The sequence below is a fragment of the Mycobacterium marseillense genome, assembly GCF_010731675.1.
In the GTDB taxonomy this organism is placed as follows: domain Bacteria; phylum Actinomycetota; class Actinomycetes; order Mycobacteriales; family Mycobacteriaceae; genus Mycobacterium; species Mycobacterium marseillense.
Genome location: NZ_AP022584.1, coordinates 1667199 through 1688600, shown reverse-complemented (window position 1 = coordinate 1688600; position 21402 = coordinate 1667199). Strand labels below are relative to the sequence as shown.

22 protein-coding genes are annotated in these 21402 nt (G+C 65.3%); 17 read left to right on the top strand and 5 right to left on the bottom strand.

Going from position 1 to position 21402, the window contains the following annotated elements; genetic code table 11:
* The 8 genes from G6N26_RS07155 to G6N26_RS07120 all read left to right on the top strand — a co-directional run bounded on the left by G6N26_RS07155 (position 1) and on the right by G6N26_RS07120 (position 9712).
* The gene (locus G6N26_RS07155) at positions 1-1479 is read left to right on the top strand and encodes a dihydrolipoyl dehydrogenase family protein (protein WP_083020188.1); all 1479 of its coding nucleotides are present in this window, start codon (positions 1-3) and stop codon (positions 1477-1479) included.
* Between the two features lie 57 nt (positions 1480-1536).
* The gene (locus G6N26_RS07150) at positions 1537-2517 is read left to right on the top strand and encodes an NADP-dependent oxidoreductase (RefSeq protein WP_083020186.1); all 981 of its coding nucleotides are present in this window, start codon (positions 1537-1539) and stop codon (positions 2515-2517) included.
* On the top strand, positions 2514-2903 hold the full coding sequence (locus tag G6N26_RS07145) for a RidA family protein (RefSeq protein WP_083020184.1): 390 nt from the start codon (positions 2514-2516) through the stop codon (positions 2901-2903). The genes G6N26_RS07150 and G6N26_RS07145 overlap by 4 nt, the downstream gene beginning before the upstream one ends.
* Entirely contained in the window at positions 2900-3565 is a 666-nt protein-coding gene (locus tag G6N26_RS07140; protein ID WP_083020182.1) for a nitroreductase family protein, read from the top strand. The genes G6N26_RS07145 and G6N26_RS07140 overlap by 4 nt, the downstream gene beginning before the upstream one ends.
* Positions 3566-3667: 102 nt before the next feature.
* Positions 3668-5137, top strand: a complete 1470-nt coding sequence (locus G6N26_RS07135) for an MFS transporter (protein WP_232067544.1) — start codon at positions 3668-3670, stop codon at positions 5135-5137.
* 95 nt (positions 5138-5232) lie between these two features.
* A complete protein-coding gene (locus tag G6N26_RS07130; protein WP_083020178.1) occupies positions 5233-6216 on the top strand; it encodes a methyltransferase in 984 nt (327 codons plus the stop codon).
* 131 nt (positions 6217-6347) lie between these two features.
* Positions 6348-6770, top strand: coding sequence for an MmpS family transport accessory protein (locus G6N26_RS07125; RefSeq protein WP_179960347.1), 423 nt, complete (start codon positions 6348-6350; stop codon positions 6768-6770).
* A complete protein-coding gene (locus tag G6N26_RS07120; protein WP_083020176.1) occupies positions 6767-9712 on the top strand; it encodes an MMPL/RND family transporter in 2946 nt (981 codons plus the stop codon). The genes G6N26_RS07125 and G6N26_RS07120 overlap by 4 nt, the downstream gene beginning before the upstream one ends.
* A 21-nt stretch (positions 9713-9733) precedes the next feature.
* Here the strand turns inward: G6N26_RS07120 and G6N26_RS07115 are convergent, their stop codons facing one another.
* Positions 9734-9952, bottom strand: a complete 219-nt coding sequence (locus G6N26_RS07115) for a ferric uptake regulation protein (RefSeq protein WP_067170218.1) — start codon at positions 9950-9952, stop codon at positions 9734-9736.
* A 406-nt stretch (positions 9953-10358) separates the two neighbouring features.
* Here G6N26_RS07115 and G6N26_RS07110 point away from each other — a divergent pair, with 406 nt between their 5' ends.
* The 3 genes from G6N26_RS07110 (at position 10359) to G6N26_RS07100 (ending at position 12960) form a co-directional block, all read left to right on the top strand.
* Positions 10359-11129 (top strand): SDR family NAD(P)-dependent oxidoreductase, encoded by a 771-nt coding sequence (locus tag G6N26_RS07110; RefSeq protein WP_083020174.1) that lies wholly within the window; start codon positions 10359-10361, stop codon positions 11127-11129.
* A 139-nt stretch (positions 11130-11268) separates the two neighbouring features.
* Entirely contained in the window at positions 11269-12507 is a 1239-nt protein-coding gene (locus G6N26_RS07105; protein ID WP_083020172.1) for a thiolase family protein, read from the top strand.
* 66 nt (positions 12508-12573) lie between these two features.
* Positions 12574-12960 (top strand): GNAT family N-acetyltransferase, encoded by a 387-nt coding sequence (locus G6N26_RS07100; RefSeq protein WP_067170229.1) that lies wholly within the window; start codon positions 12574-12576, stop codon positions 12958-12960.
* 44 nt (positions 12961-13004) lie between these two features.
* On the opposite strand, the gene G6N26_RS07095 is transcribed toward G6N26_RS07100, so the two are convergent.
* Positions 13005-14315, bottom strand: a complete 1311-nt coding sequence (locus G6N26_RS07095; RefSeq protein WP_163648743.1) for an NAD(P)/FAD-dependent oxidoreductase — start codon at positions 14313-14315, stop codon at positions 13005-13007.
* Positions 14316-15094: 779 nt separating this feature from the next.
* Here G6N26_RS07095 and G6N26_RS07090 point away from each other — a divergent pair.
* The 4 genes from G6N26_RS07090 to G6N26_RS07075 are packed head-to-tail and all read left to right on the top strand — an operon-like array spanning position 15095 to position 17291.
* Positions 15095-15625, top strand: a complete 531-nt coding sequence (locus tag G6N26_RS07090; RefSeq protein WP_232067543.1) for a cupin domain-containing protein — start codon at positions 15095-15097, stop codon at positions 15623-15625.
* A 17-nt stretch (positions 15626-15642) separates the two neighbouring features.
* Entirely contained in the window at positions 15643-16071 is a 429-nt protein-coding gene (locus G6N26_RS07085) for a Rid family hydrolase (RefSeq protein ID WP_067168229.1), read from the top strand.
* A gap of 36 nt (positions 16072-16107) precedes the next feature.
* Positions 16108-16860 carry an SDR family oxidoreductase gene (locus G6N26_RS07080; protein WP_083018284.1) on the top strand — a complete coding sequence of 251 codons (753 nt, stop codon included), beginning with the start codon at positions 16108-16110 and terminating at the stop codon, positions 16858-16860.
* A gap of 20 nt (positions 16861-16880) precedes the next feature.
* Positions 16881-17291: a cupin domain-containing protein gene (locus G6N26_RS07075; RefSeq protein WP_083018282.1), complete on the top strand. Its 411-nt coding sequence runs from the start codon at positions 16881-16883 to the stop codon at positions 17289-17291.
* A gap of 27 nt (positions 17292-17318) precedes the next feature.
* Here G6N26_RS07075 and G6N26_RS07070 read toward each other — a convergent pair whose 3' ends face one another.
* On the bottom strand, positions 17319-18056 hold the full coding sequence (locus G6N26_RS07070; protein WP_067168231.1) for a DUF5666 domain-containing protein: 738 nt from the start codon (positions 18054-18056) through the stop codon (positions 17319-17321).
* A gap of 128 nt (positions 18057-18184) precedes the next feature.
* Positions 18185-18763: a DUF5666 domain-containing protein gene (locus tag G6N26_RS07065; RefSeq protein WP_067168226.1), complete on the bottom strand. Its 579-nt coding sequence runs from the start codon at positions 18761-18763 to the stop codon at positions 18185-18187.
* On the opposite strand from G6N26_RS07065, the gene G6N26_RS26100 reads away from it, so the two are divergent.
* Entirely contained in the window at positions 18738-19043 is a 306-nt protein-coding gene (locus G6N26_RS26100; RefSeq protein ID WP_232067542.1) for a hypothetical protein, read from the top strand. The genes G6N26_RS07065 and G6N26_RS26100 overlap by 26 nt on opposite strands.
* Before the next feature lie 4 nt (positions 19044-19047).
* Here the strand turns inward: G6N26_RS26100 and G6N26_RS07055 are convergent, their stop codons facing one another.
* Entirely contained in the window at positions 19048-20877 is a 1830-nt protein-coding gene (locus G6N26_RS07055) for an acyl-CoA dehydrogenase (RefSeq protein ID WP_083018280.1), read from the bottom strand.
* Between the two features lie 143 nt (positions 20878-21020).
* Here G6N26_RS07055 and trxA point away from each other — a divergent pair, with 143 nt between their 5' ends.
* Positions 21021-21374, top strand: coding sequence for a thioredoxin (gene trxA, locus G6N26_RS07050; protein ID WP_064940198.1), 354 nt, complete (start codon positions 21021-21023; stop codon positions 21372-21374).
* Positions 21375-21402 lie beyond the last annotated feature (28 nt).

Genomic DNA, 21402 nt, shown 5'->3' with positions numbered 1-21402 from the left:
ATGAAAGCCGGCAAAGACTTCGACGTGATCGTCGTTGGTGGCGGCGTGGGCGGTGTGGCGGCAGTGCGAAAGCTTGCGTCCGTGGGCCTTTCAGTGGCGCTCGTTGAGGATCGCTTGGTCGGTGGGGAGTGCCATTACTGGGGTTGCAACCCGAGCAAAACGCTGCTTCGCCCGATCGAGGTGTTCAACCTCGCGAAAGCGGTCCCTGGTGTGCGAGAGGCTATTTCGGGCAACGGATTGGACATTGCGGCGATATTCGCGAAACGCGACGCGATCATTGAGAATCTCTCGGACCAAGACCGAACAGCGTCACTGCGCGAAGCCGGTGTAACGGTTTTTCATGGGTACGGCCGGTTGAGCGGCGAACGAACAGTGCGGGTGGCCTACGCCCTGGGAGATACCACCGAAGCGGTCTTGACCGCGCGCCACGCGGTGGTGCTGGCCACCGGGACCCGTCCGAACGTGCCACAGATACCCGGGTTGGCGCAGGCACGCCCGTGGACCAATCGGGACGTGACGACCATGACAGAGGTGCCACCTCGCGCGCTGGTGGTGGGCGGCGGTCCCGTCGGTGTCGAGTTCGCGACCATCCTGACCGGATTGGGCTCTGCGGTAACGCTTCTGGTGCGTGGGAGCACCCTTCTGCCAAGCTGCGAACCCGAGGCTCGCGAGCTGATCGCGCAGGCGCTGCGAAGCCAGGGCGTCACGATTCACTTTGAGACAGAGTTGTCGGCGGTAGCGCGTCCCGCGGCGGGCGGGCCCGTCGCCGCAACGTTCCACGGCCAGACCATCGAGGTAGACGAGCTCATCCTGGCTGCCGGACGGCGCACCAATACCGACAACATCGGACTGGAAACCCTCGGCCTGCCCAGCGGCGGGTTCGTTGCCGTGAACGACCATCTCCAGGCGGTCGGTGTCGCAGGCGACTGGCTCTATGCCCTGGGAGATACCACCGGGCGGGCTCGGCTGTCTCATATCTCGACCTACCATGGGCGCCTCGTGGCCGACATCATCGCGGCCCGGGCGGCGGGGCGAGAACTGTCCGAGAACGAGTTGACTGCCCATGATGCCGGCAGCCTTGCACAGGTCATCTTCACTGAGCCGCAAGTGGCCTGGGTCGGGCGCACGGAAAGTCGAGCCCGCGCAGAAGGGTTCGCGGTACGGACACGAACGGCCCGTTATCCGGGCACACTGTCATTCCTGGCCCTGTTCAGGGAGGGCTTTTACGGATGGGCGAAATTGGTCATCAACGCCGAGACCAACACGGTGCTCGGAGCGACGTTCGTCGGCCCCGAATTCTCGGAACTGGTTCAAGCAGCCACCCTGGCCATCGTCGCGAAGGTTCCGGTCAGTCTCCTACGCCACGCTGTCGCGCCGCACCCGACGGTCAATCAAGTCTGGGATCTGCTCGTCGCCCAAGAGTCCGAACTCGCCCCGTTACTGAAAAGCGAGTCGCAGCAAGCCCAGAAGAGCGCATGAGCGAATCACATCCATGAGAGGAACCACGATGACCCACGAGCGGACGGTCGTCTCACCGTGACCACGCTGGTAGCGGGGGTTCGCACGCTCGGCGGCAAAGTGGAGATCATTGAACTGGAGGACCCGCGACCGTTGGCGGCCGACGAGGTCCTCATCGACATTCGTGGCGCCGGGGTTGGCAACTGGGACAACATCGTTCGTTACGGCGGTTGGGACGTGGGCACGGGGCCGCCACTGGCGCTCGGCGTCGAGGCCGCCGGGGTCATCAAGGCCATCGGTGCCCAGCCCAGCGGATTCAATGTGGGCGATGAAGTGCTGTGCCACCCCGTGCCCCTACGCGACCAGGGCACGTGGGCGCCGTCTGTGATCGCACCCGTCGCATCGCTCGCCCGCAAGCCGCCCGAGCTTGCGTGGGAGACGGCAGCGATCTTTCCGGTACCGGCCTTGACCGCCGAGCAGGTGGTCGCCGAGGCATTGGCCCTGCGCGGTGGAGAAACATTGCTCGTTCATGGCGCGGGTGGAATCACCGGCGGGCTCATCGTCCAGCTTGCCGCCCTGCGTGGTGTCGATGTGCTCGCCACCGCCGGCCCGCGCAGCGCCGACCGGGTCCACGGGCACGGCGCCCGCGAAGTGATCGACTACCGCGATCCGCTATGGCCCCAACACGCAAGGGCGTTGGCGAACGACTCCATTGACGCGGTCGCCAACGCCGCCCCGGGCGGTGCGGCTGCGGCGATGACCGCGCTCTCCGACGGCGGCCGGCTGGCCACCATCACCCCGGACCCACCCGCATCTACCCGCGGGATCCGCGTCAGCGCGGTTTACGTCCGTTCCGACGGGGCCCAACTCGACCGCCTCACCGCGCTACTCGCCTCCCGTCGGTTGAGCATGCCGACCCCGCGTGCCTGCGGCCTGGACCAAGCCGCCGCCGCCCTCGCACATGTCGTCGCAGGCCACGAGGCCAGCGGAGTCGTCATCACGACAGACATCTCACGAAGTCAGCCGAAAAAAGCTCACACCACCAAGGAGTCTCGATGACCACGATTACCCCGATCCTCACCGGAGTGGCCGCCCACATCGGACACTATGCCGACGCTGTCGCCGTATCCGGTGGCGGCACACAGATTTTCGTCTCCGGCACACCCGGGGTACGCGAAGACGGCACCCTGCCTGAGGACTTCACCGACGAAGCCCGCCAGTGCTGGGCCAACGTCGAAGCCGCGCTCGCCAAGGCCGGCGCCAAGCTCACCGACATCGTCTACATGCGCCAATGGGTCACCAGCCGTGACAATGCTTCCGCCTACCTGGCGGTGAGCAAAGAGATCATCCAGCACCGACCCGCCGCCATGTTCAGCATCATCGACGGGCTGGTGTGGCCCAACATCCGCGTGGAAGTCGAAGTCACCGCCATCCTGCCGGCATGAGCGATTACCCGATCGTCGACCTGTCCACTGACGAACTGCTGACCACGACCCGCTCGGTGCGCAAACGTCTCGATTTGACCAAACCCGTTCCTATCGGCCTGATCCGGGAGTGCCTGGAGATCGCGGTGCAGGCGCCTACGTCGGCCAATGTACAGAACTGGAGCTTCATCGTGGTCACCGATGCCGAACAGCGTCACGCGATCGCCGAGGTATACCGGCGCACCTGGGACTCGATTGTCGCGTCCCCTTACGCAGTCGCCGATCGGTTCAAGGACGATCCCGCGCGCAATCTCGAGCAGCGCAAAGTGTCCGACAGTGCGGCATATCTCGCCGAGCACATCGGCGAGGTCCCCGTCTTGATGATCCCGTGCGTCGAGGTCATCGACGGCGACGGCACGCTGACGGGCGAAAACGCCAACCAATATTGGAGTTCGGTGATGCCGGCGACGTGGAGCTACATGCTCGCCGCGCGTTCGCGGGGGCTGGGAACCACGTGGACCGGGGTGACCATCATGGCCGACGGCGAGATGCGGGCCATCCTCGGACTGCCCGGCAACGTCTATCACGCCACGACGATCCCCACCGCCTACTACAGCGGCACGACCTTCCGCCGCGCCAGACGGATTCCGCTCGATGAGGTGCTGCATTTCGACCGGTGGTGAGCGGCCCACCGCAGCCAACCGGCGGGCCGGTCACCAGTGCGGGAGCGAAATATGAAGGAGGACAACGATGAACTGCGATCACGACGATCTTCGGCGCCTGCAGTGACGTTGCGCGACGCGGCACCGACCAGCCGCGCGATGGTGGTGGCGGTGACGGTGTCGATGGTCGCGTTCCTCGACTCCACCGTGATCAACCTGGCGCTGCCGGCGGTCGAGCACGACCTCGGCGGTGGCCTGGCGGCGCAGCAATGGATCATCGACGGCTACCTGTTGGCGATGGCGGCCGCGATTCTGCCCGGCGGATCCATCTCGGATCTGTTCGGGCGCGTTCCGGTGATGCGGTTCGGGCTGTCGGCGTTCGGGGCGGGCTCGGTCCTGGCGGCGGTCGCCACCTCACCGGCAACGCTCATCACCGCGCGCCTCATCCAAGGCCTGGGGGCGGCGTTTCTCGTGCCGGGCTCGCTGGCGCTGATCAACACGGTCTTCGACAAAGCACGCCGGTCCACCGCGATCGGCGTCTGGACCGGGTGGACGGGGACCGCCTTTGCGTTGGGCCCCCTGCTGGGTGGATTGTGCGTCGATTTCCTGGGCTGGCGTTGGATTTTCGTGCTGTCGGCAATCCCCATGGCGGTCGGTTATGCGCTGACGTTCTGGCTGTGCCCGATGTCGGGGCGGGTCGACGGCGCCCGTGTCGACATCGCAGGAGTGGTCCTGTCGGCGGGCGGGCTGGCAGCGACCGTGTACGCGTTGATCGAAGCGCAACGTGACGGCTGGACCGACCCGATGGTCATCACACTTTTGGTGTTCGGGATTGCCGCCCTGGCCGGCTTCGCACGCTGGCAGCACCGCAGTAGGACCCCGATGCTTCCGTTGTCGCTGTTCACCTTTCGCAACTTCGCTGCCGCCAACCTCGTCACCGCCTTCGTTTACGGTGCGCTGACGCTGGGCTCGCTGGCCGTCGCCCTCTACACCCAAGAAATCGGCGGGTACTCGGCCACCGCGGCTGGACTCGCCACCCTGCCGATCCCGGCGCTGTCGTTCGTGTTCGCCCGTCATGTCGGCCGCGTCGCCGCGCGGGTGGGACCACGCGCCTTCCTGATCGTCGGCCCCACCTTGGCGGGGATCGGGCTGCTGCTGATCCGCCCGAAACCTGTTGAATTCCACGCGATCACCGATCTGCTGCCCGGAATGACCGTGCTGAGCATCGGGCTGGTCGCGACGATCACACCGCTGACCTCGGTGATGCTGGCATCGGTGCCGACCGAACATAGCGGCTTGGCGTCGGCGATCAACAACGCCGTCTCGCGGCTGGCCGCGCTCATGTCGATCGGGTCCATGGGCCTGATCACCGCCGGCACGGCGAGCGCCGCCGGATTCGCCCACGTGTTGGAGGTGAGCGCCGCGCTATTCGCACTGGGCGCGTTGTGTGCCGCGCTGTTGATAACCAATCCTCCCGCCGGGTGCGGACCTGTCCCATGCGACATCGCGGCGTTGTGCCGCGACCGGCCCGGTGCACAACCGGCGCTGGCCAGCCGCCCGTCTACCGCAACGCAGCCGTCCCCGCCGCAGTGATCGTTGACGCGCAGAAAAGACCACGTGGCACAGCAAGTATTGGAGGTAAGATGACAGCACGACCCGCACCGTCCGGAGCCCAAGACCGCGAGCGCATGATGGCCATGCTGATGGGTTTCTGGGTCACCCAGATCGTGCGTGCTGCAGCGGCTTTCAACGTGGCGGACCATCTCGCGGCCGGCGTCGACACGGCTGAAGCGATCGCCGTGGAGGAGTCCATCGATCCGGGCGCCACTCGGAGGCTGATCCGTGCCTGCGCCTCGCTGGGTCTCGTGACGTCGGCCGATGGCGTGCGGCTCAGCGGCACCTCCTTGCTCAGCACGCTGCTCAGAGACGACCCGAATTCGTTGCGTGGCATGGTCCTTGCGCAAGCCGCACCTGGTCATTGGTTGACCTGGGGATGCTTCCCGGATGCTGTTCGCAGCGGCACCAGTCAGATGGAGGCCGCACACGGTACGCCCGGCACGATCTTCGACTACTTGGCCGCTCATCCCGACGAGGCGAGTCATTTCACGGAAGCCATGTCGAACCTCAGTGCGGCCGCGGCGATCGAGATCGCGAAGCTGGTCGATACCCGAGGCGTCAACTATGCGCTCGACGTTGGGGGAGCGAACGGCGAGGTTCTTCGGGCGATGATGCGGGCCAACCCCGACCTGCGCGGCGGCGTCTTCGACCTGCCGCACGTCGTGCCCGACGCCGCGGCGGCGGCTCGCAAAGATGGTCTGCAGGAACGGCTTAGCGCAGTGGGAGGGGACTTCTTCGAGTCGGTGCCGCCCTCAGATCTGTACGTGCTCAAATATATCCTGCACGACTGGGACGACCAGAACTGCGTACGGATCTTGACAAACTGCCGTGCCGCCCTGCAAGAGGGTGGCCGCCTCGTCGTCATCGATTATCTCGTCGGAGAATTCGGAGATCCCGGGCTACCGACAATGATGGACATGAACATGTTGGTCATGACTGGTGGCAAGGAGCGCGACATCGCCGAGTTCGACGCGCTGTTCGCCGCCACCGGACTTCGCCGCACGACCGTCGGCCAGGCAGGGCAGTTCGCCGTCATAGAGACCGTCGGGATATGAACTGGGCATCCCAGCGAATTAGACCACCGCGGGAATCAAGTCGACCGCTGTTGCGTTCGCCTAGCCGTGGCGCACGCGCAGAGATGTCTTAATATCAGCCCGTCGAGCATTCCTGATCGGGGGGCACGGTGTTGACGCTGCTCAAGCGGGCGTGGGTTCCGCTGGTTGTGACCGTGGCGCTGATCATCGGCGGCATTGCGGTCATCCGACTCAATGGTGTTTTCCCAGGACCCGGCCTACCCAAGCCCGATCCCCGGGATGCGACCCCGCCGTATGCGGCCAAGACCGCCATCTACGAAATCCTGGGGCCGCCCGGGACGACCGGTGTCGTCAACTGGATGGATGCGGAGTCAATTCCGCAGAAGGCCAATTTCACCACGTTGCCGTGGTCGACGACGATCGTCGCCGAGATGCCCGGCATCTTCGCTTACGTCGTCGCCCAAGGTGACAGTCCCTTCATCGGCTGCCGCATTACCGTCGACGGCAAGTTGGTCGATCAACAACAGGCGAGCACCCGGAACGCTCAGGTTTCCTGCTTGGACAAGTCCGCGTGAGCAGCAATAGCGGTGACGCTGCCGACACGGACGAAATCCCCGTCGCGCAGCGCACCTCGGTCGAGCGCAAACCACGTCTGGCCCGCACCATCCGCGTGCTGGCGCTGCCGATCATCGTGATCTGGCTGCTGATCGCGGTCGGGGTTAACGTCTTCGTCCCGCAGTTGGAGAAGGTTGCCGAGGAGGTCTCGGTGCCGCTCTCGCCGTCCGACGCACCGTCGGTGACCGGGATGAAGCACATCGGGGAGAAATTCAAGGAGTACGACTCCGACAACCTCGTGCTGGTGACCCTGGTCGGTGACAAGCCGCTCGGGGAGGACGCTCACCACTTTTACGACGATCTGGTCAGAAAGCTGCAGCAGGACCACGAGCACGTCGAGCATGCGCTGAATTTCTGGGGACAGCGATTCACGTCCTCGGGTGTCGAGAGCTACGACCACAAGGCCGCCTATGTTCAGGTCAACCTGCGCGGAGACCAGGGCGGAGCCATCGGCGACAAATCGGTTGCCGCGGTTCGCAAAATCGTCGCGGACTCGAAGCCGCCGGCGGGGGTGAAGGCCTACGTCGCGGGCCAGGGAGCCCTGACCGCCGACACGATCGTCGTCGGCGACGCGAGCCTGGCCAAGATGACGATCATCACGATCATCATGATCGCGATCATGCTGATGTTCGTCTATCGATCCATCGGCACGGTGCTGCTGACGATGGTCATCCTGTTCGTCGGACTGGCCACCGGCCGCGGCGTCGTAGCGCTGTTGGGCGAAACCGGCATCATGGGGTTGTCGACCTTCGCCGTCAATTTGCTGACGGCGCTGGCCATCGCGGCGGGTACCGACTACGCGATATTCATGGTCGGCCGCTACCAGGAGGGCCGCGAACGGGGACTGGACCGCGAGGCCGCCTACTACGACACCTTCGCCGGTGTCACCAAGGTGGTGCTCGGCTCGGGTTTGACGATCGTCGGGGCGCTGGCCTGTCTGAAATTCACCCGGCTGCCGTACTTCAGTTCGCTGGCGTTTCCGTGCGCCGTGGGTCTGCTGGTGGTGGTGGTCGCCGGGGTCACGCTGACGCCGGCGCTGATCGCCTTCGCAAGCGGCTTCGGCTTGTTCGACCCGAAGCGCGAGTTCAACTACACCCGGTGGCGCCGTCTGGCGACGGCCATCGTGCGGTGGCCGGCGCCCATCCTCGCCACCTCCGTGATCCTGGCGATCGTCGGCGCAATTGGCTTGATGGGCTTCACTCCTCGCTACAACGACCTGTACTACCTGCCGCAGAGCGCGTCGTCAGTGAAGGCGTACACCGCGGCCGATCAACACTTCACCCAGGCCCGTCTGAACCCGGACCTGCTGATGATCGAATCGGACCACGATTTGCGCAATCCCAGAGACATGCTGGTCCTGGACAAGATCGCCGGCGCGATCTTCCGGGTGCCGGGCATCGAACGGGTGCAGAGCATCACCAGACCTCTTGGCCCGCCGATTCAAGACGGATCCATTCCGTTCCAGCTCAGTGTGCAAAGCGCGCCGATCCGCAGCAACCTGAACTACCTGAAGGACCGCGTCGGCGACATCAAGAAGATCACCGGTTTCCTCGACACTCAGATCGCACTGTTGGAGCGCCAGTACGCGGTGACCCAGAAGCTCGCGAACGCAGCGGACGACAGTTCGAAAACCACGGGGGAGACGGCGGCCATCACGGACCAAATCCGGGATCACATCGCCGATTTCGACGATTTCTGGAGACCGATTCGCAGTTACTTCTACTGGGAGAAGCACTGCTACGACATCCCGATCTGCTGGTCGCTACGATCGCTCTTCGACGCGCTGGACGGCTTCGATCAACTCGCCGATAAGTTCCACGCCCTTACCAGCGACCTCACCGACACGGCCAAGGCCACGCGCGAGTTGCTGGCGATCATTCCCGAGAACATCGCTGTCTCGAAGTCGATTCGGGATACGACGCTGACCATCTACAGCACGTTCGACAGCTTGATCGATCAGTTCGACCGGCTGACCGACACGAACGCCGTGATGGGCAAGTCGTTCAACGACGCCCAGGTGGAGAGCCTGTTCTACTTGCCGCCCGAGATCTTCCAGAACCCAGACTTTTTGCTGGGGTTGAGCTTGATGGTGTCGCCGGACGGCAAGGCCGCGCGCTTCATCATCACTCACACCGTGGATCCGGCGACGAAACAGGGAATCGCGTCTGTCGACCAGGAGCGCCAAGCCGCCAAGGAGGCGCTGAAACTCACCTCGCTGGAGAACGCCGACATTTACCTCGGGGGTACGGCCGCAACGTTTTACGACATCGCCAACGGCGCCAAGTACGACCTGATGATCGCCGGCGTGGCCTCGATCGTGCTCATCTTCATCATCATGGTGATCGTCACCCGCGCGTTGGTCGCTGCCGGCGTCATCGTCGGCACCATCGTGATGTCGCTCGGGGCCGCCTTCGGGTTCTCGACACTGATCTGGCAGCACCTTGGCAATTTCCAGTTGCACTGGGTGGCAACCGAATTCGCGTTGATCGTGCTCTTGGCGGTGGGATCCGATTACAACCTGATGCTGGTGTCGCGAATCGAGGAGGAGATCGGAGCCGGCCTGAAAACGGGGCTCATCCGCGGCATGGGTGTGACGGGTCCGGTGGTGACTGCCGCCGGTGTGGTGTTCGCCGTCACCATGGGCGCGATGATCTCCAGCGATCTCCGGGCGATCGGCCAATTCGGCACGACGATCGGCATCGGCCTGTTGTTCGACACCTTCGTCGTCCGATCGCTCATCACGCCGTCGATCATGACGGTGATGGGACGATGGTTCTGGTGGCCCAAGCGGGTACGGGTCCGCCCGGCCAGCGAGATGCTGCGGTCCGTCGGGCCTCGCCCGCTGGTTCGTGCGCTGCTGCATCAGCCGCGGCACGCGGCCCCGCGGGAGCCGCAGCCGTAGTCATCCGGCGCGGCGGTCGGTCTAGGTTGCGTGCTGCGTCGTCATGGCCGCTTCGCGCCGCGCCTTCTCTTTCGCGTGGGCGGAGCAGCAATGCCCAATTTCGCAATGGAAGCGGTCGCTGCATTCATGCGAACAATAGATCGATGCGGCGGGAAGCCATTCCGGATCGGAGAGGTCACGCGGCCGGGCGTTCGGGTCGAACGTGTGGCCGCAATGCACGCAGGTCTTGGTCTTGACCATACTGGTCAGGGTACGCGCCATGGTCTTAAATCGGTGCTGGTTTCACCTCGACGGCGCACAAATCTACGTTCCGAGAAACAGGTGGCGCGCAATTCAGCCCGCCTTTACGCTGCGGGCCGCCAGCGGACGCGATCGACGCGGCGCGCAAACAGTTGACGGTCGCTCGCAGGCGCCTATCCATTCACGGTCCGGTTTACCGCGGCGCATTACTCACCCGGGTGAATAGGTGGTTGGGGTGATGACAGCTCGCCCTTCCTGGCTGCAGTCTCAGTCTCGGTGCGAGCAGCAGAACCGGGGGATTGCCACCCGTCGTCGGGGCGCCCGATCCTCATGCGTCACGTGTCCTCGACCCGGGTACCGACGGTCCCGTAGAAGCCGTCGGGAGAACGTGGAAGGGACGCCGAATATGCATTTTGAGGGCAAGAAGGTCGTCGTTGTCGGGGGCAGCGCCGGCATGGGCCGGCAGGTCGCTCTCGATGTCGTCGACCATGGCGGCAGCGCGGTGATCGTCGCACACTCGCAAGCCCGGGTCGATGACACCGTTGCCGAGCTGACGAGCCGGCCTGGACAGGCCTGGGGCATTGCCGCTGACCTGACGGATCGCGCTGCCGTCGCGGAGGTGCAGCGCGCGCTGTCGGAACAGCACAGCGACGCGACCTTGCTCGTCAACGCGGCCGGATTCTTCATCCCCAAGCCATTTCTCGAGTACGACGCGCGGTTCTACGACTCCTACATGGAGCTCAACTACGCCCTGTTCTTTCTGACACAGACGGTCGTTGCGGGCATGATCTCCGGCGGCGAGGGTGGGTCCATCGTCAACATCGGCAGCATGTGGGCACATCAAGCGATCGGCCGGACCCCATCCGCTGGGCACTCCATGCAAAAGGCGGGTCTGCACGCGCTCACCCACAATCTGGCTATCGAGCTTGCCCAGCACAAGATTCGCGTCAACGCGGTGGCACCGGCGGCCGTGAAAACCCCCGCTCTGGAGCGATGGGTCCCGAAGGACGAGATCGACGCCACGCTCGACAGCTTCGCGCCGTTTCATCCATTGGGTCGAGTCGGCGCCCCCGCCGACGTCGCGAACGCCGTCACGTATCTGCTCTCCGACCAGGCCGGCTGGGTCACCGGCGCAATCCTCAACGTCGACGGCGGCGTCATGGCCGGCCGCAACTGATCGAACGTGCGCTACCGAGAAGCCGATCCGGTGTTGCTCAATCGCCTCGCGCTCCAGACCGAACTCTCGGCCGACTCGGCCGATGAACGCAACCGGGGAAGGGGATCACCAATGCCGGCCTTGACGGACAGGGACCCCGATGAGTGAGGCATATGTCCTCGGCGGAGTGCGTACGCCATTTGCCCGCTACGGGGGTGCGCTATCGGCGATCCGGGCCGACGACCTGTTGGGAATGACGCTCAAGGGCGCATGCGAACGGGTGGGCGTTCCCCTGGGAGCCGTCGAAGATGTCCACGCCGGGTGCGTCAACCCCGCCCATGAGGGGATGGGTGATATTGCGCGATGGGCCGCACTTGCGGCGGGATTTCCCGACAGCGTCGCGGGCGTGACCGTGAATCGGTTCTGCGGCTCGTCGTTGAGTGCGGCGGTGAGCATCAGCCATGCCATCAAGGCCGGCGATCTGGGCCTAGGCATCGCGTGCGGGGTCGAATCGATGTCGCGCTCGGGCTGGGCGCTGATGAAGGGCGACGCGGCGTTCAACCCGCGTGGTCCGGTGTTGATGCTCGACACCATGTGGAGTGGTGCGGGCGGGCCGCCGAATCCAGTGTTGCTGGCGCGCAACGCCTATCTCAGCATGATCGAGACGGCGCAGAATGTCGCGGACCGTTATTCGCTGAGCCGTCGGGAGATTGACGCGTTCGCGCTGCGCTCGCAGCGCCATGCCAAAGCCGCTCGCGACCGAGGGAGGCTGGCCAAAGAGATCATGGCGGTGCCCATCGCGGCGACCAAGAAGACGGCGGCGCGCATGGTTGAGCATGATGAGTTCATCCGTGACGACACCACGGCGGAGGCGTTGGCCGCACTTCCGGTCCAGCCGGGCACCACGCAGATGACGGCGGCCAACTCCTCGCCCCTGAGTGACGGTGCGAGCGCGGTACTCATCGGTTCGAAGGAGCGCGCGGCCGACTTGGGCGTCCAGCCGTTGGCCAGGATGGTGTCTAGCGCCGTCTATGGGATCGATCCGCTGGTCATGGGGATAGCTCCCGCGTGGGCGATGCCGGCGGCGATCCGGCACGCCGGCCTGACCCCGCAACAGATCGACGTCTGGGAGATCCACGAGGCGTTCAGCGCGCAAGCCTTGGGGGTGTTGCGGGAGCTGCCCAATCAGCTCGACGGCTTTGTCGTGCCCGATGACAAGCTCACGCCCAACGGTGGTGCGGTGGCGATCGGGCATCCGTTTGGCGCGACCGGGGCGCGATACCTGTTGACGTTGTCCATTGAGCTACGGGAACGTGGCGCACGCTATGGCGTGATCGGGGTCTGCATCGGCTCGGGCCAAGGCGTGGCGGTGGTGGTGGAAAACCCTGATGCCGTGTAGTTTTCGGCGCCCTGGCGTGGCGCAGTGCGGGTTTCACCTGTGATGACATGGAAGGGAGAGCTGATTGTGAGTGAATCGGCAACGTCGATGGGCAGTATCGAACGCAGCGCCCACGATGGACTGCAGACAATCATCACCGACAACGCCCAAGACAATCGGTTCGAGGCCGCTGTCGACGGCCAGGTGATCGGTCGGCAGCCCTACCGCCGCTACCGCGCGCACATCGTGTTGATGGCCACCGAAGTCGATGCGCAATGGCGTGATCGGGGTGTCTCCTCGGCAATGATCAATGGTGTGCTCACCCTGATCCGCGGGGCCGGACATACGGTCATTCCACGGTGCAAGATCACGGCCGACTACATCCTGCGCCATCCCGAATACCGGGATCTGGTGGCCGACCAATATCAGGGATTGCTCCGCCCGGTGTCGCGGCCCGCTCCGGACAGCCCCTAATCGCCCGGGGCCCGGTCGGGCCCTGTGCTGTAGCCGGTCGCCCGTCAGCCGGTCTTGGGCATCGGGATGCCCTCGCTGGCCGTGAATTCGGCGTCGTCCTCGGAGGACAGCCCGATGGAGACCACGGAGCGGGTGAACAGCAGGTCGGTCAGGTAGGCCAGCGAGACCGCCCAGCGGTTGACGCCGCGGGGAATCGCGTACAGGTGGTAAGACCTGGTCACCAGCTTGGCCGGCAGCCCGGACAGGTGGATGTTGAGCGGGTTGGCCACCGCGTAGCGCGGTCCCAGATCGACCACCAAGCCCAGGTTGCGGTGCTTGTATTGCTTGGGGTTGCCGTAGCCGAGGCTGGCGGCGACGTTGCGGGCCAGGGCTTTGCCCTGCCGGGTGGCGTGCTGGGCGGTCGGCGGCGTGATCTTGCCGGGCTGGGTCAGGTCGGGTACTGCGGCCGCGTCGCCGGCGGCGAACACGTCGGGGTGATCGGGCACCTGTAGATCGGGTTGCACCGTGATCCGGCCCTTCTCGGTCGGCAATCCCAGGTGTTCGACCAGGGGCGCGCCGGTCACGCCCGTCACCCAGGCGATCGTGCGGGTGTCGACACGCGAATCATCGCTGAGGACAACGTGATCCGCGTGGGCTTCCTTGAGCGTGATGCCGAGTCGGACGTCGATACCGCGGCGCCGCAACACCTTCATCGCCGCCTCGCCGAGTTTCTTGCCCACTTCGGGCATCACCTGCTCGGCCAGGTCGAGAAGCAGGAAGCGCACTTCGGCGGGGTTGAAGTCCATCTGTTTGGCCGCCGCGTCGGCCAGGGCCCGCAGCTGCACCACCAGTTCGGTGCCCGAATACGAGGCGCCGACCACCACGACGGTGCGCCGGGCCGCGGCCACGCGGGGGTCGTCTTCGATGTTGGCCAGCTCCAGCTGTTCGACGAAGTGGTCGCGCAGGTAGAGGGCCTCGGCGGTGGTCTTCAGCCCGCGCGCATGCTTCGCGAGCCCGGGGACGTCGAACAGGCGCGTCACCGAACCCGGTGTGAGCACCAGCCGGTCCCAGGACATCGAATGGCTGCGTTCTTCGGGATCGCAATACGTCAGCGTCTGTTGCTGAAAGTTGACGCCGTCGACGCGGCCGCGCACCGCGTGCACGCCCCGCAACGAATTGGCCAGGGGCACAGCGACAAAGCGGGCATCGAGCACTCCGCCCGCCACGTCGGGCAGCAACGGTGTGTAGAGCATGTAGTCGACCGGAGAAATGATGGTGATGTTCACGCGAGCGTGCCGCCGGCGCAGGATCTGGGCCAGATGGCGGGCGCAGGTGAATCCGGTGAAACCGCTTCCCACGATCACCACAGAGGCCACCGTCCCGTGCGAATTATGTGATATCACTTCTTGCCCTCCCGGTTCAGCGGCTGCGTGGTGCCCCGAAGGTGATCGCGGGCTGGCCCTCCGGTCGTCGGCAATGGTTGTGGTCCGGCCACGGTTTTCGCGAGTGATGCAGACGGAGTCGACGACGCTTCGGCCACCAACTATGCCGCCGGACCGGGTGAAATGTCGTCACCTTCGGCGCATATTCACCCGGGTGAGTGGATGACTGACCGTCGTGGCCCATGGGGTGATCGTCTGGGATGCGGGCGTCGTCTTCGCCGAGATGGGGATTGCGGAGACGAAAATCCGTGTACTGGCACCGGATACGGCGACGACATCGGTGTAGGTGCCGCGTTAGTCAGCGTATCCTGCTGTGTGCGTTGAGTTTCGGAAGATAGGATGCCCCGGCATGGGAGGCAAGTCCACAGTCATAGTGCGGACGCGTTCGACCTGTCCCGCGACCAGCCGATGCCCGCGAACGCAGGCTCATCCATCCACGCTCGGTTCTCGGCGAGCGCTACTCACCCGGGTGAATTGGTGGTCGGGGTGATGACAGCTCACCCGGCGGGGTTGCAGTTTCACTGAGAGCAGGACCGGGCAGGATGGTCCCCGATTTGGGGGCGTCCGAGCCGAGCTTGTTAAGCGCCGTCGATACCGAGGACGGCGATGAGCCGTCACGGAAAACCTGGAGCTGACCTCGATCATGCATTGTGAGGCCACAAGGTGATCGTTGTTTCGGTGACGACGGGAAGAGTTGGGAAGGAGAAACGGCCGTGGCAACTGACATCTTGAGGCCGGGCGGGCCACCCGCTAGGTCTGTGGGGCGCAGCGAAGGCAAGTCGGTGTTTCAGGGCACGATCGGTGTCCGGCACATCCTCGACAAGCTTGATGCGGAAGGGCGGTTCTCGGTTCTCGAGCATCCGATGTCACCGCGAGCGCTGGGCGCACCGCTTCATCGTCACCACAACGAAGATGAGTACAGCTGGATCATCGAGGGCCGTGTAGGCGCTTTGCTCGGCGATGAAGTGCTCTATGGCGGGCCCGCCGACTTCATCTTCAAGCCGCGGGGCCAATGGCATACGTTCTGGAATGCGGGCGACGAGCCTGCCCGCATCCTCGAGATCATTTCCCCCGCAGGATTTGAGCAGTTCTTCGACGAGCTCACCGACCTCGGCGGTGTGGACAAGATATCGACGGAGAGCCTAGACGAACTCTGTGCACGCTACGAGCTGGAGATGGATGTCGACAGTGTGCCCGAACTCTGCAAACGCTTCGGCGTGAAATTCCCCGGTGAGCCCATTTGATGAGAGGGAACCCCCGCATGTCCAAACCCGAATTCTTCGATACGCCCGGGTACGGCGAGATTGCCCGCACCCGCAACCACTACCGCCAAGCTCTGCGCATCGGCGATCGCATCGAGATCTCCGGCCAGGGCGGCTGGGATGCGAATTTCGCGTTGTCGGTCACCTCCCTAGAGGACGAGATCGACAAGGCGTGCGACAACATCGAAAAAACCCTCGCTGAGGCGGGCGCCACCTGGGGCGACGTGGTGAACGTACACTCGTACCATGTCCCCACCGCCGACGATTCCATTGGCAGTCAACACATGTCGTTGATGGTGGACCAGTTCCGCAAGCGGCTCGGTGAACGGCAGCCGCTGTGGACCGCGCTGGGCGTCGAGGCCCTCGCACTGCCCGGCCAGCGCGTCGAGATCGAGGTCGTCGCCATCGCCGGATTCGGCAGCAACTAGACCGATTCGGTCAAGCGCAACCTTGAAAGGTTCATTATGAAGATCGTGGTCATCGGCGGCCGTGGGCTTATCGGCTCGAAAGTGGTGAGCAAGCTCGGCGCGCTAGGACACGACGTGGTCATCGCCTCACGCCGATCAGGTGTTGATGCACTCACCGGTGAAGGCCTCGCCAACGCCGTCGCCGGCGCCGACGTCCTGGTCGACGTCGCCGATTCGCCGGTGTTCGACGATGAACCGGTGATGCACTTCTTCACGACCGCGACCGCGAATCTTCTCTCCGCTGAACAGGAAGCGGGAGTCAAACATCATGTCGCGTTGTCCGTGGTGGGCGCGCAGAGCATGCCGGACAGCGGCTACAACACCGCGAAAGCAGCTCAGGAAAACCTGATCAAGGCTTCGGGCCGGCCTTATTCGATCGTGCGGGCAACGCCCTTTTACGAATTCGCGCTTGGCCTGGGCGATTCCGCCACGGACGGGGAAGTTGTGAGGTTGCCGCACGCGTTGTTCCGTCCCATCGCCGCCGACGACGTCGCCACCGCCGTGGCCCGCGCGGCGGTCGGGGCCCCGAGCAACGGAGTGACGGAGATCGCCGGGCCCGAAGCAATGGGAATGGACGACTTTGTCCGCGCGGGCCTTGCCGCCAGCGGTGATCATCGTCGGGTGGTGACCGACGCCCGGGCGCCGTACTTCGGCGCGGTGATCGACGATGGCACCCTCGCGCCCGACGAGAACGCCACCATCTTCAGCACTCGTTACTCCGACTGGATCGACGCGCGTCCCGCGTCGTAACCCCGAAGCTGGGATAGCGAATGTTGTTGGGTACAGGCGACTCCGAACCGAAATCAACGATAAAAGTGCTGCAGGAAGTGCGGTCGCCGTCGATTCCTGCCGGTGCCCAGGTGATGACCGTCCTCATCAACCATCCGCCGGACACCCACGGATACCCACCGCATCGCCTTCCCGGCGGTCCGGGATTCGGGTACATGCTCGCCGGTGAGATGGTGTTCGAGCTCGAGGGTGAAGCACCCCGCGTCCTCCGTGCAGGGGACGCGTTCTGGGGGCCCGGCGGCGATGTGATCCACTATCAGGACGCGAACAACCGCACCGACATTCCGTGTAGCTTCGTCCTCACCCTGCTGTGTGCGCCCGGTAAACCATTGCGTGAATGGGTTACCGAAGAGGAACTCGAGGCGCGAAAGGGACTGCGCGTCACCGGTTGACCGGCTGCGCCGCGCTGGCTATCGCCGCTAAAGGTGGATGTGCGGCAGGTGGGGCAGATGCAGATGGTGGTGCGGGTGCCCCATGGGCGGGCACGTCTCCAAGCTGATCATCGCCGCGTGCAGCACGCCGCCGTCTTGAGTTCCGTTGGCCCCCAGGCATTTACCATTGGTGATCGCCTGGGCATCCGACGGCGTCTGCCGAAGATATGAGGTCGAGTCAGTGACGGTCACGGTGGTGGGGGCGCCCGGGCCGCCGGGACCCAGGCCGGTGACGGCGATGGTGTTGCCCGACACCGACGCAACCGTCCCGTAGAACCCGGCCGGCGGCGGGCACTTGCCCTCCGCGGACGCGGTGACCGTCACCGATTGGGCGGTGATCGCCCCGGGGGTAGGCGCGCTCTGGGGGGTGGCGCGCACGTTCACGCAGCTGCCGGGTGTCACATCGGCCAGCTTCGCCGGGGTGACCTGCACGACCCGCGTCTCGGGCGTGTAATCCACAGTCGCGGAGCCGGTTCGCGTCCGCAGTGCGATCGTGCCACCCGTCACCGATTGGACCATGCCCTCGACGTAATCCTTGCCGACCGGCGGCTGAGGGGGTGGCGCCGGCGGCGGCACCGCGCTCGGTGCGGCGCTGGGCGGGACGGCCGTGACGGTGGGTGGGGCGCTGCTGCCCGACGTGTCGCGCGGGGAGTCGCACATGGCCACGCACAACGCGATGAAAGCGATCACCGCGCCGATCGCGATCTGCGTCGGCCGGGGTTTCAGTGAAGCGGCACGCACAGACTCTTCTCCATCACATGTTGCGCCGTCGTGGCCAATCACCCCCGGCGGCCGCGGTTTTCTTCTCCGCGCCCGCCGGGGGTGACGGCAATCTCAGCTGGCTCGGGCCGGGGTCAGCCACCCTGGCCGGGCTGCTTGGGCTTGCCGCATTTGCCGTCGACGGCTTGTCGTAGCTTGATGCTCGTCGCCTGCAGCGCGCCGCCGTTCTCCATGGTTCCGCGCGCGGACAGGCATTTGCCCGGCGCGATCGCCTCGGTGTTCGCGGTCGTCTGCTTGGTGTACTTGGTCTTGTCGTCGACCGTCACCGTGGATTGCGTCGTGTTCCCACTGGCATCCGTGCCGGTCAGGTTGATGGTGTTGCCCGAAACCGACGCCACCGAACCCCGCACCCAGGCCGGCTTGGCGGGCGCCGGCGACGGCGAACCGGGCGGCGGCGTGCTGCTGGACCCGCCGGGGGCCGACTCGTGCGGTTTGGGGCAGACGCCGTTGACGGACTCGCTGATCTTGACCTTCGCGGCCGTGACCGGCTGCCCGGGCGCCGATCCCTCGGTGGGCTTCACGCTGACGCAGCTGCCCTGGGTGACGTCGGGCAAGCCTGCCGGAACGGCCTCGGTGATCTTCGTGGTCGAGGTGAAGTTCACCGCGGCGGTGGCGTTGTCTTCCTTGGTGACCTGGATCGAGTTGCCCGCCACCGACGCGATCAGGCCGTGGACCTTAGCTTCGGCGTTCGGTGTGGACGAGGGCGCCGCCGAGGTCACGGTCGACGTCGACGTCGAGGTTGAGGTCGAGGTGGAGCTGGATTTATTCGAAGAGCCGCAGGCGGACAGGGACAGGGCGGTGGCCCCCGCGACCGCGAATACCGCGAAGCGCGTGAGCCGGGGCACGGCACAGCTGGCAGACATCAACGTTTCTCCATTCGTCGGTGAGAGCGAACGTCATGGTTTACCCACTCGAGCTGTGCCTAACCTGTGAGCCGTCAGAAGGCCTCTTCGGGCACCTTCATGATCTCGTCGTCGATGGCCTCGACGACGGCGCGCAGGGCCGTCAGCCTCGGCAACATGTTCTTGGCGAAGAACGTCGCGGTCGCGACTTTGCCCTGATAGAACGGTTCGTCGTGTCCCGCCGCGCCGTCGGCCAGCGCGCGGTGCGCGACGCCGGCCTGCACCAGCAATCTCCAGCCGATCAGCAGATCACCCACCGCAAGCAGGAACCGCACCGACGCCAGCCCCACCTTGTAGATGTCGGTGGGCTCTTGGGCGGCCGACATCAGGTACCCGGTCAATGCACCCGTCATCGCCGTCACGTCGTCGTAGGCGGTCTGCAGCATTTGGGCCACCGGCTTGAGGGCCTCGTCGCAGTCGTCGATGGACGCCACGATCTGAGTCGTCAAAAACTGCAGGGCCTCGCCCCGATCGCGCACGATCTTGCGGAAGAAGAAGTCGAGCGCCTGGATGGCCGTGGTGCCCTCGTAGAGCGAGTCGATCTTGGAATCGCGGATGTACTGCTCGAGCGGATAGTCGGCCAGGAACCCCGAACCGCCCAGCGTTTGCAGCGACTCGGTCAGCACCTCGTAGGCCCGCTCCGAGCTCACCCCCTTGACAATGGGCAGCAGCAGGTCGTCGATCCGGTGCGCCATGTCGTGATCGGCGCCCGAAACACGTTGGGCCACCGCGTCATCCTGGTGCGCGGCGGCATACATGTAGAGCGCCCGCAGCCCCTCGGCGTAGGCCTTCTGGGTCATCAGACTGCGGCGCACGTCGGGGTGGTGGATGATGGTGACCCGCGGCGCGGTCTTGTCGGACATCTGCGTCAGGTCCGCGCCTTGCACCCGCTCTTTGGCGAAGGCCAGCGCGTTCAGGTAACCGGTGGACAGCGTGCCGGCGGCCTTGACGCCGATCGTCATGCGCGCGTGCTCGATCACGGTGAACATCTGCGCGATACCCCGGTGCACGTCGCCGACCAGGTAACCGACGGCGGGCACATCCGTTGCGCCGAAGGTCAATTCGCACGTGGGGGAGGACTTGATGCCCATCTTGTGTTCCAGGCCGGTGACGAAAACCCCGTTGCGCGAACCGAGTTCCAAGGTGTCCGGGTCAAACAGATAGTTGGGCACATAGAACAGGCTCAGGCCCTTGGTGCCCGGCCCCGCGCCCTCGGGGCGGGCCAGCACCAGGTGGAAGATGTTCTCGGCGGTGTCGCCCACGTCGCCGCCGGAGATGAATCGCTTGACGCCCTCGATGTGCCAGGTGCCGTCGGGTTGTTCGAACGCCTTGGCGCGTCCGGCGCCGACGTCGGAACCCGCGTCGGGTTCGGTGAGCACCATGGTGGCCGCCCAGCCGCGCTCGACGCCCTCGGCGGCCCAGTGCCGCTGCTGCTCGTTGCCCTCGATGTAGAGGGCCTGGGCCATCAAGGGGCCGAGGCAGAAGAAGTTCGCCGACGGGTTGGCGCAGATGATCATTTCGTTGACCCCCCACGCCAGCGGCGGGGGAGCCGCCATGCCGCCGATCTCCTCGGCCAGCATCAGCCGCCACCACCCGGCATCCTTGATGGCCTGCACCGTCTTGGCCAGCTCGTCGGGCACGCTGATGGTGTGCTCGGCCGGGTCGAATTCCGGTGGATTGCGGTCGGCGAAGGCGAAGGATTCGGCGACCGGGCCCTCGGCGAGGCGGGCGGCCTCGGCCAAGATCGTGCGGACCGTCTCCTCGTCGAGTTCGCTGTAGTCCCCGGTGCCCAGGACGGCGCCGATGTCGAGGACTTCGAAGAGGTTGAACTCGAGATCACGGACGTTTGCGATGTAGTGGCCCAACGCGATTCCCTCACTGGTTCATTGAGGCGGCGGATGGTCAGGCACAGTCTGTCGGACGCGGGAAAACGTACGCAACCGTAACCAGAGCGGGGGCGGTGTCGCGGGGCGGGAACACCACGTCGGCGCCGGGCGTTACGGCAAATGTGACAACACTTGATCTCACCGCTGAGAAGTTCAACGAAACCATCGAGGGCAACGACATCGTGCTCGTCGACTTCTGGGCGTCCTGGTGTGGTCCGTGCCGCCAGTTCGGCCCCACTTTCCAGGCCTCGTCGGAGAAACATCCCGACATCGTGCACGCCAAGGTCGACACCGAGGCCGAGCAACAGCTGGCCGCGGCTGCCCAGATCCGGTCCATCCCCACGCTGATGGCCTTCAAGAAGGGCAAACTGCTGTTCAACCAGCCCGGGGCGCTGCCACCGGCGGCACTGGAGGACCTGGTCCAACAGGTCCGGGCGTTCGACATCGACGCCGCCGAGGCCGGTTCGGCCGAGTAGGAGCGACCGCGTCGCCGTCGGCCACGCG

Bases quoted from the DNA above. Each gene is read 5' to 3' on its own strand.
- G6N26_RS07155 (WP_083020188.1), top strand. From the start codon at position 1: ATGAAAGCCGGCAAAGACTTCGACGTGATCGTCGTTGGTGGCGGCGTG.
- G6N26_RS07145 (WP_083020184.1), top strand. From the start codon at position 2,514: ATGACCACGATTACCCCGATCCTCACCGGAGTGGCCGCCCACATCGGA.
- G6N26_RS07140 (WP_083020182.1), top strand. From the start codon at position 2,900: ATGAGCGATTACCCGATCGTCGACCTGTCCACTGACGAACTGCTGACC.
- G6N26_RS07130 (WP_083020178.1), top strand. From the start codon at position 5,233: ATGATGGCCATGCTGATGGGTTTCTGGGTCACCCAGATCGTGCGTGCT.
- G6N26_RS07115 (WP_067170218.1), bottom strand. From the start codon at position 9,952: ATGGTCAAGACCAAGACCTGCGTGCATTGCGGCCACACGTTCGACCCG.
- G6N26_RS07110 (WP_083020174.1), top strand. From the start codon at position 10,359: ATGCATTTTGAGGGCAAGAAGGTCGTCGTTGTCGGGGGCAGCGCCGGC.
- G6N26_RS07105 (WP_083020172.1), top strand. From the start codon at position 11,269: ATGAGTGAGGCATATGTCCTCGGCGGAGTGCGTACGCCATTTGCCCGC.
- G6N26_RS07085 (WP_067168229.1), top strand. From the start codon at position 15,643: ATGTCCAAACCCGAATTCTTCGATACGCCCGGGTACGGCGAGATTGCC.
- G6N26_RS07080 (WP_083018284.1), top strand. From the start codon at position 16,108: ATGAAGATCGTGGTCATCGGCGGCCGTGGGCTTATCGGCTCGAAAGTG.
- G6N26_RS07075 (WP_083018282.1), top strand. From the start codon at position 16,881: ATGTTGTTGGGTACAGGCGACTCCGAACCGAAATCAACGATAAAAGTG.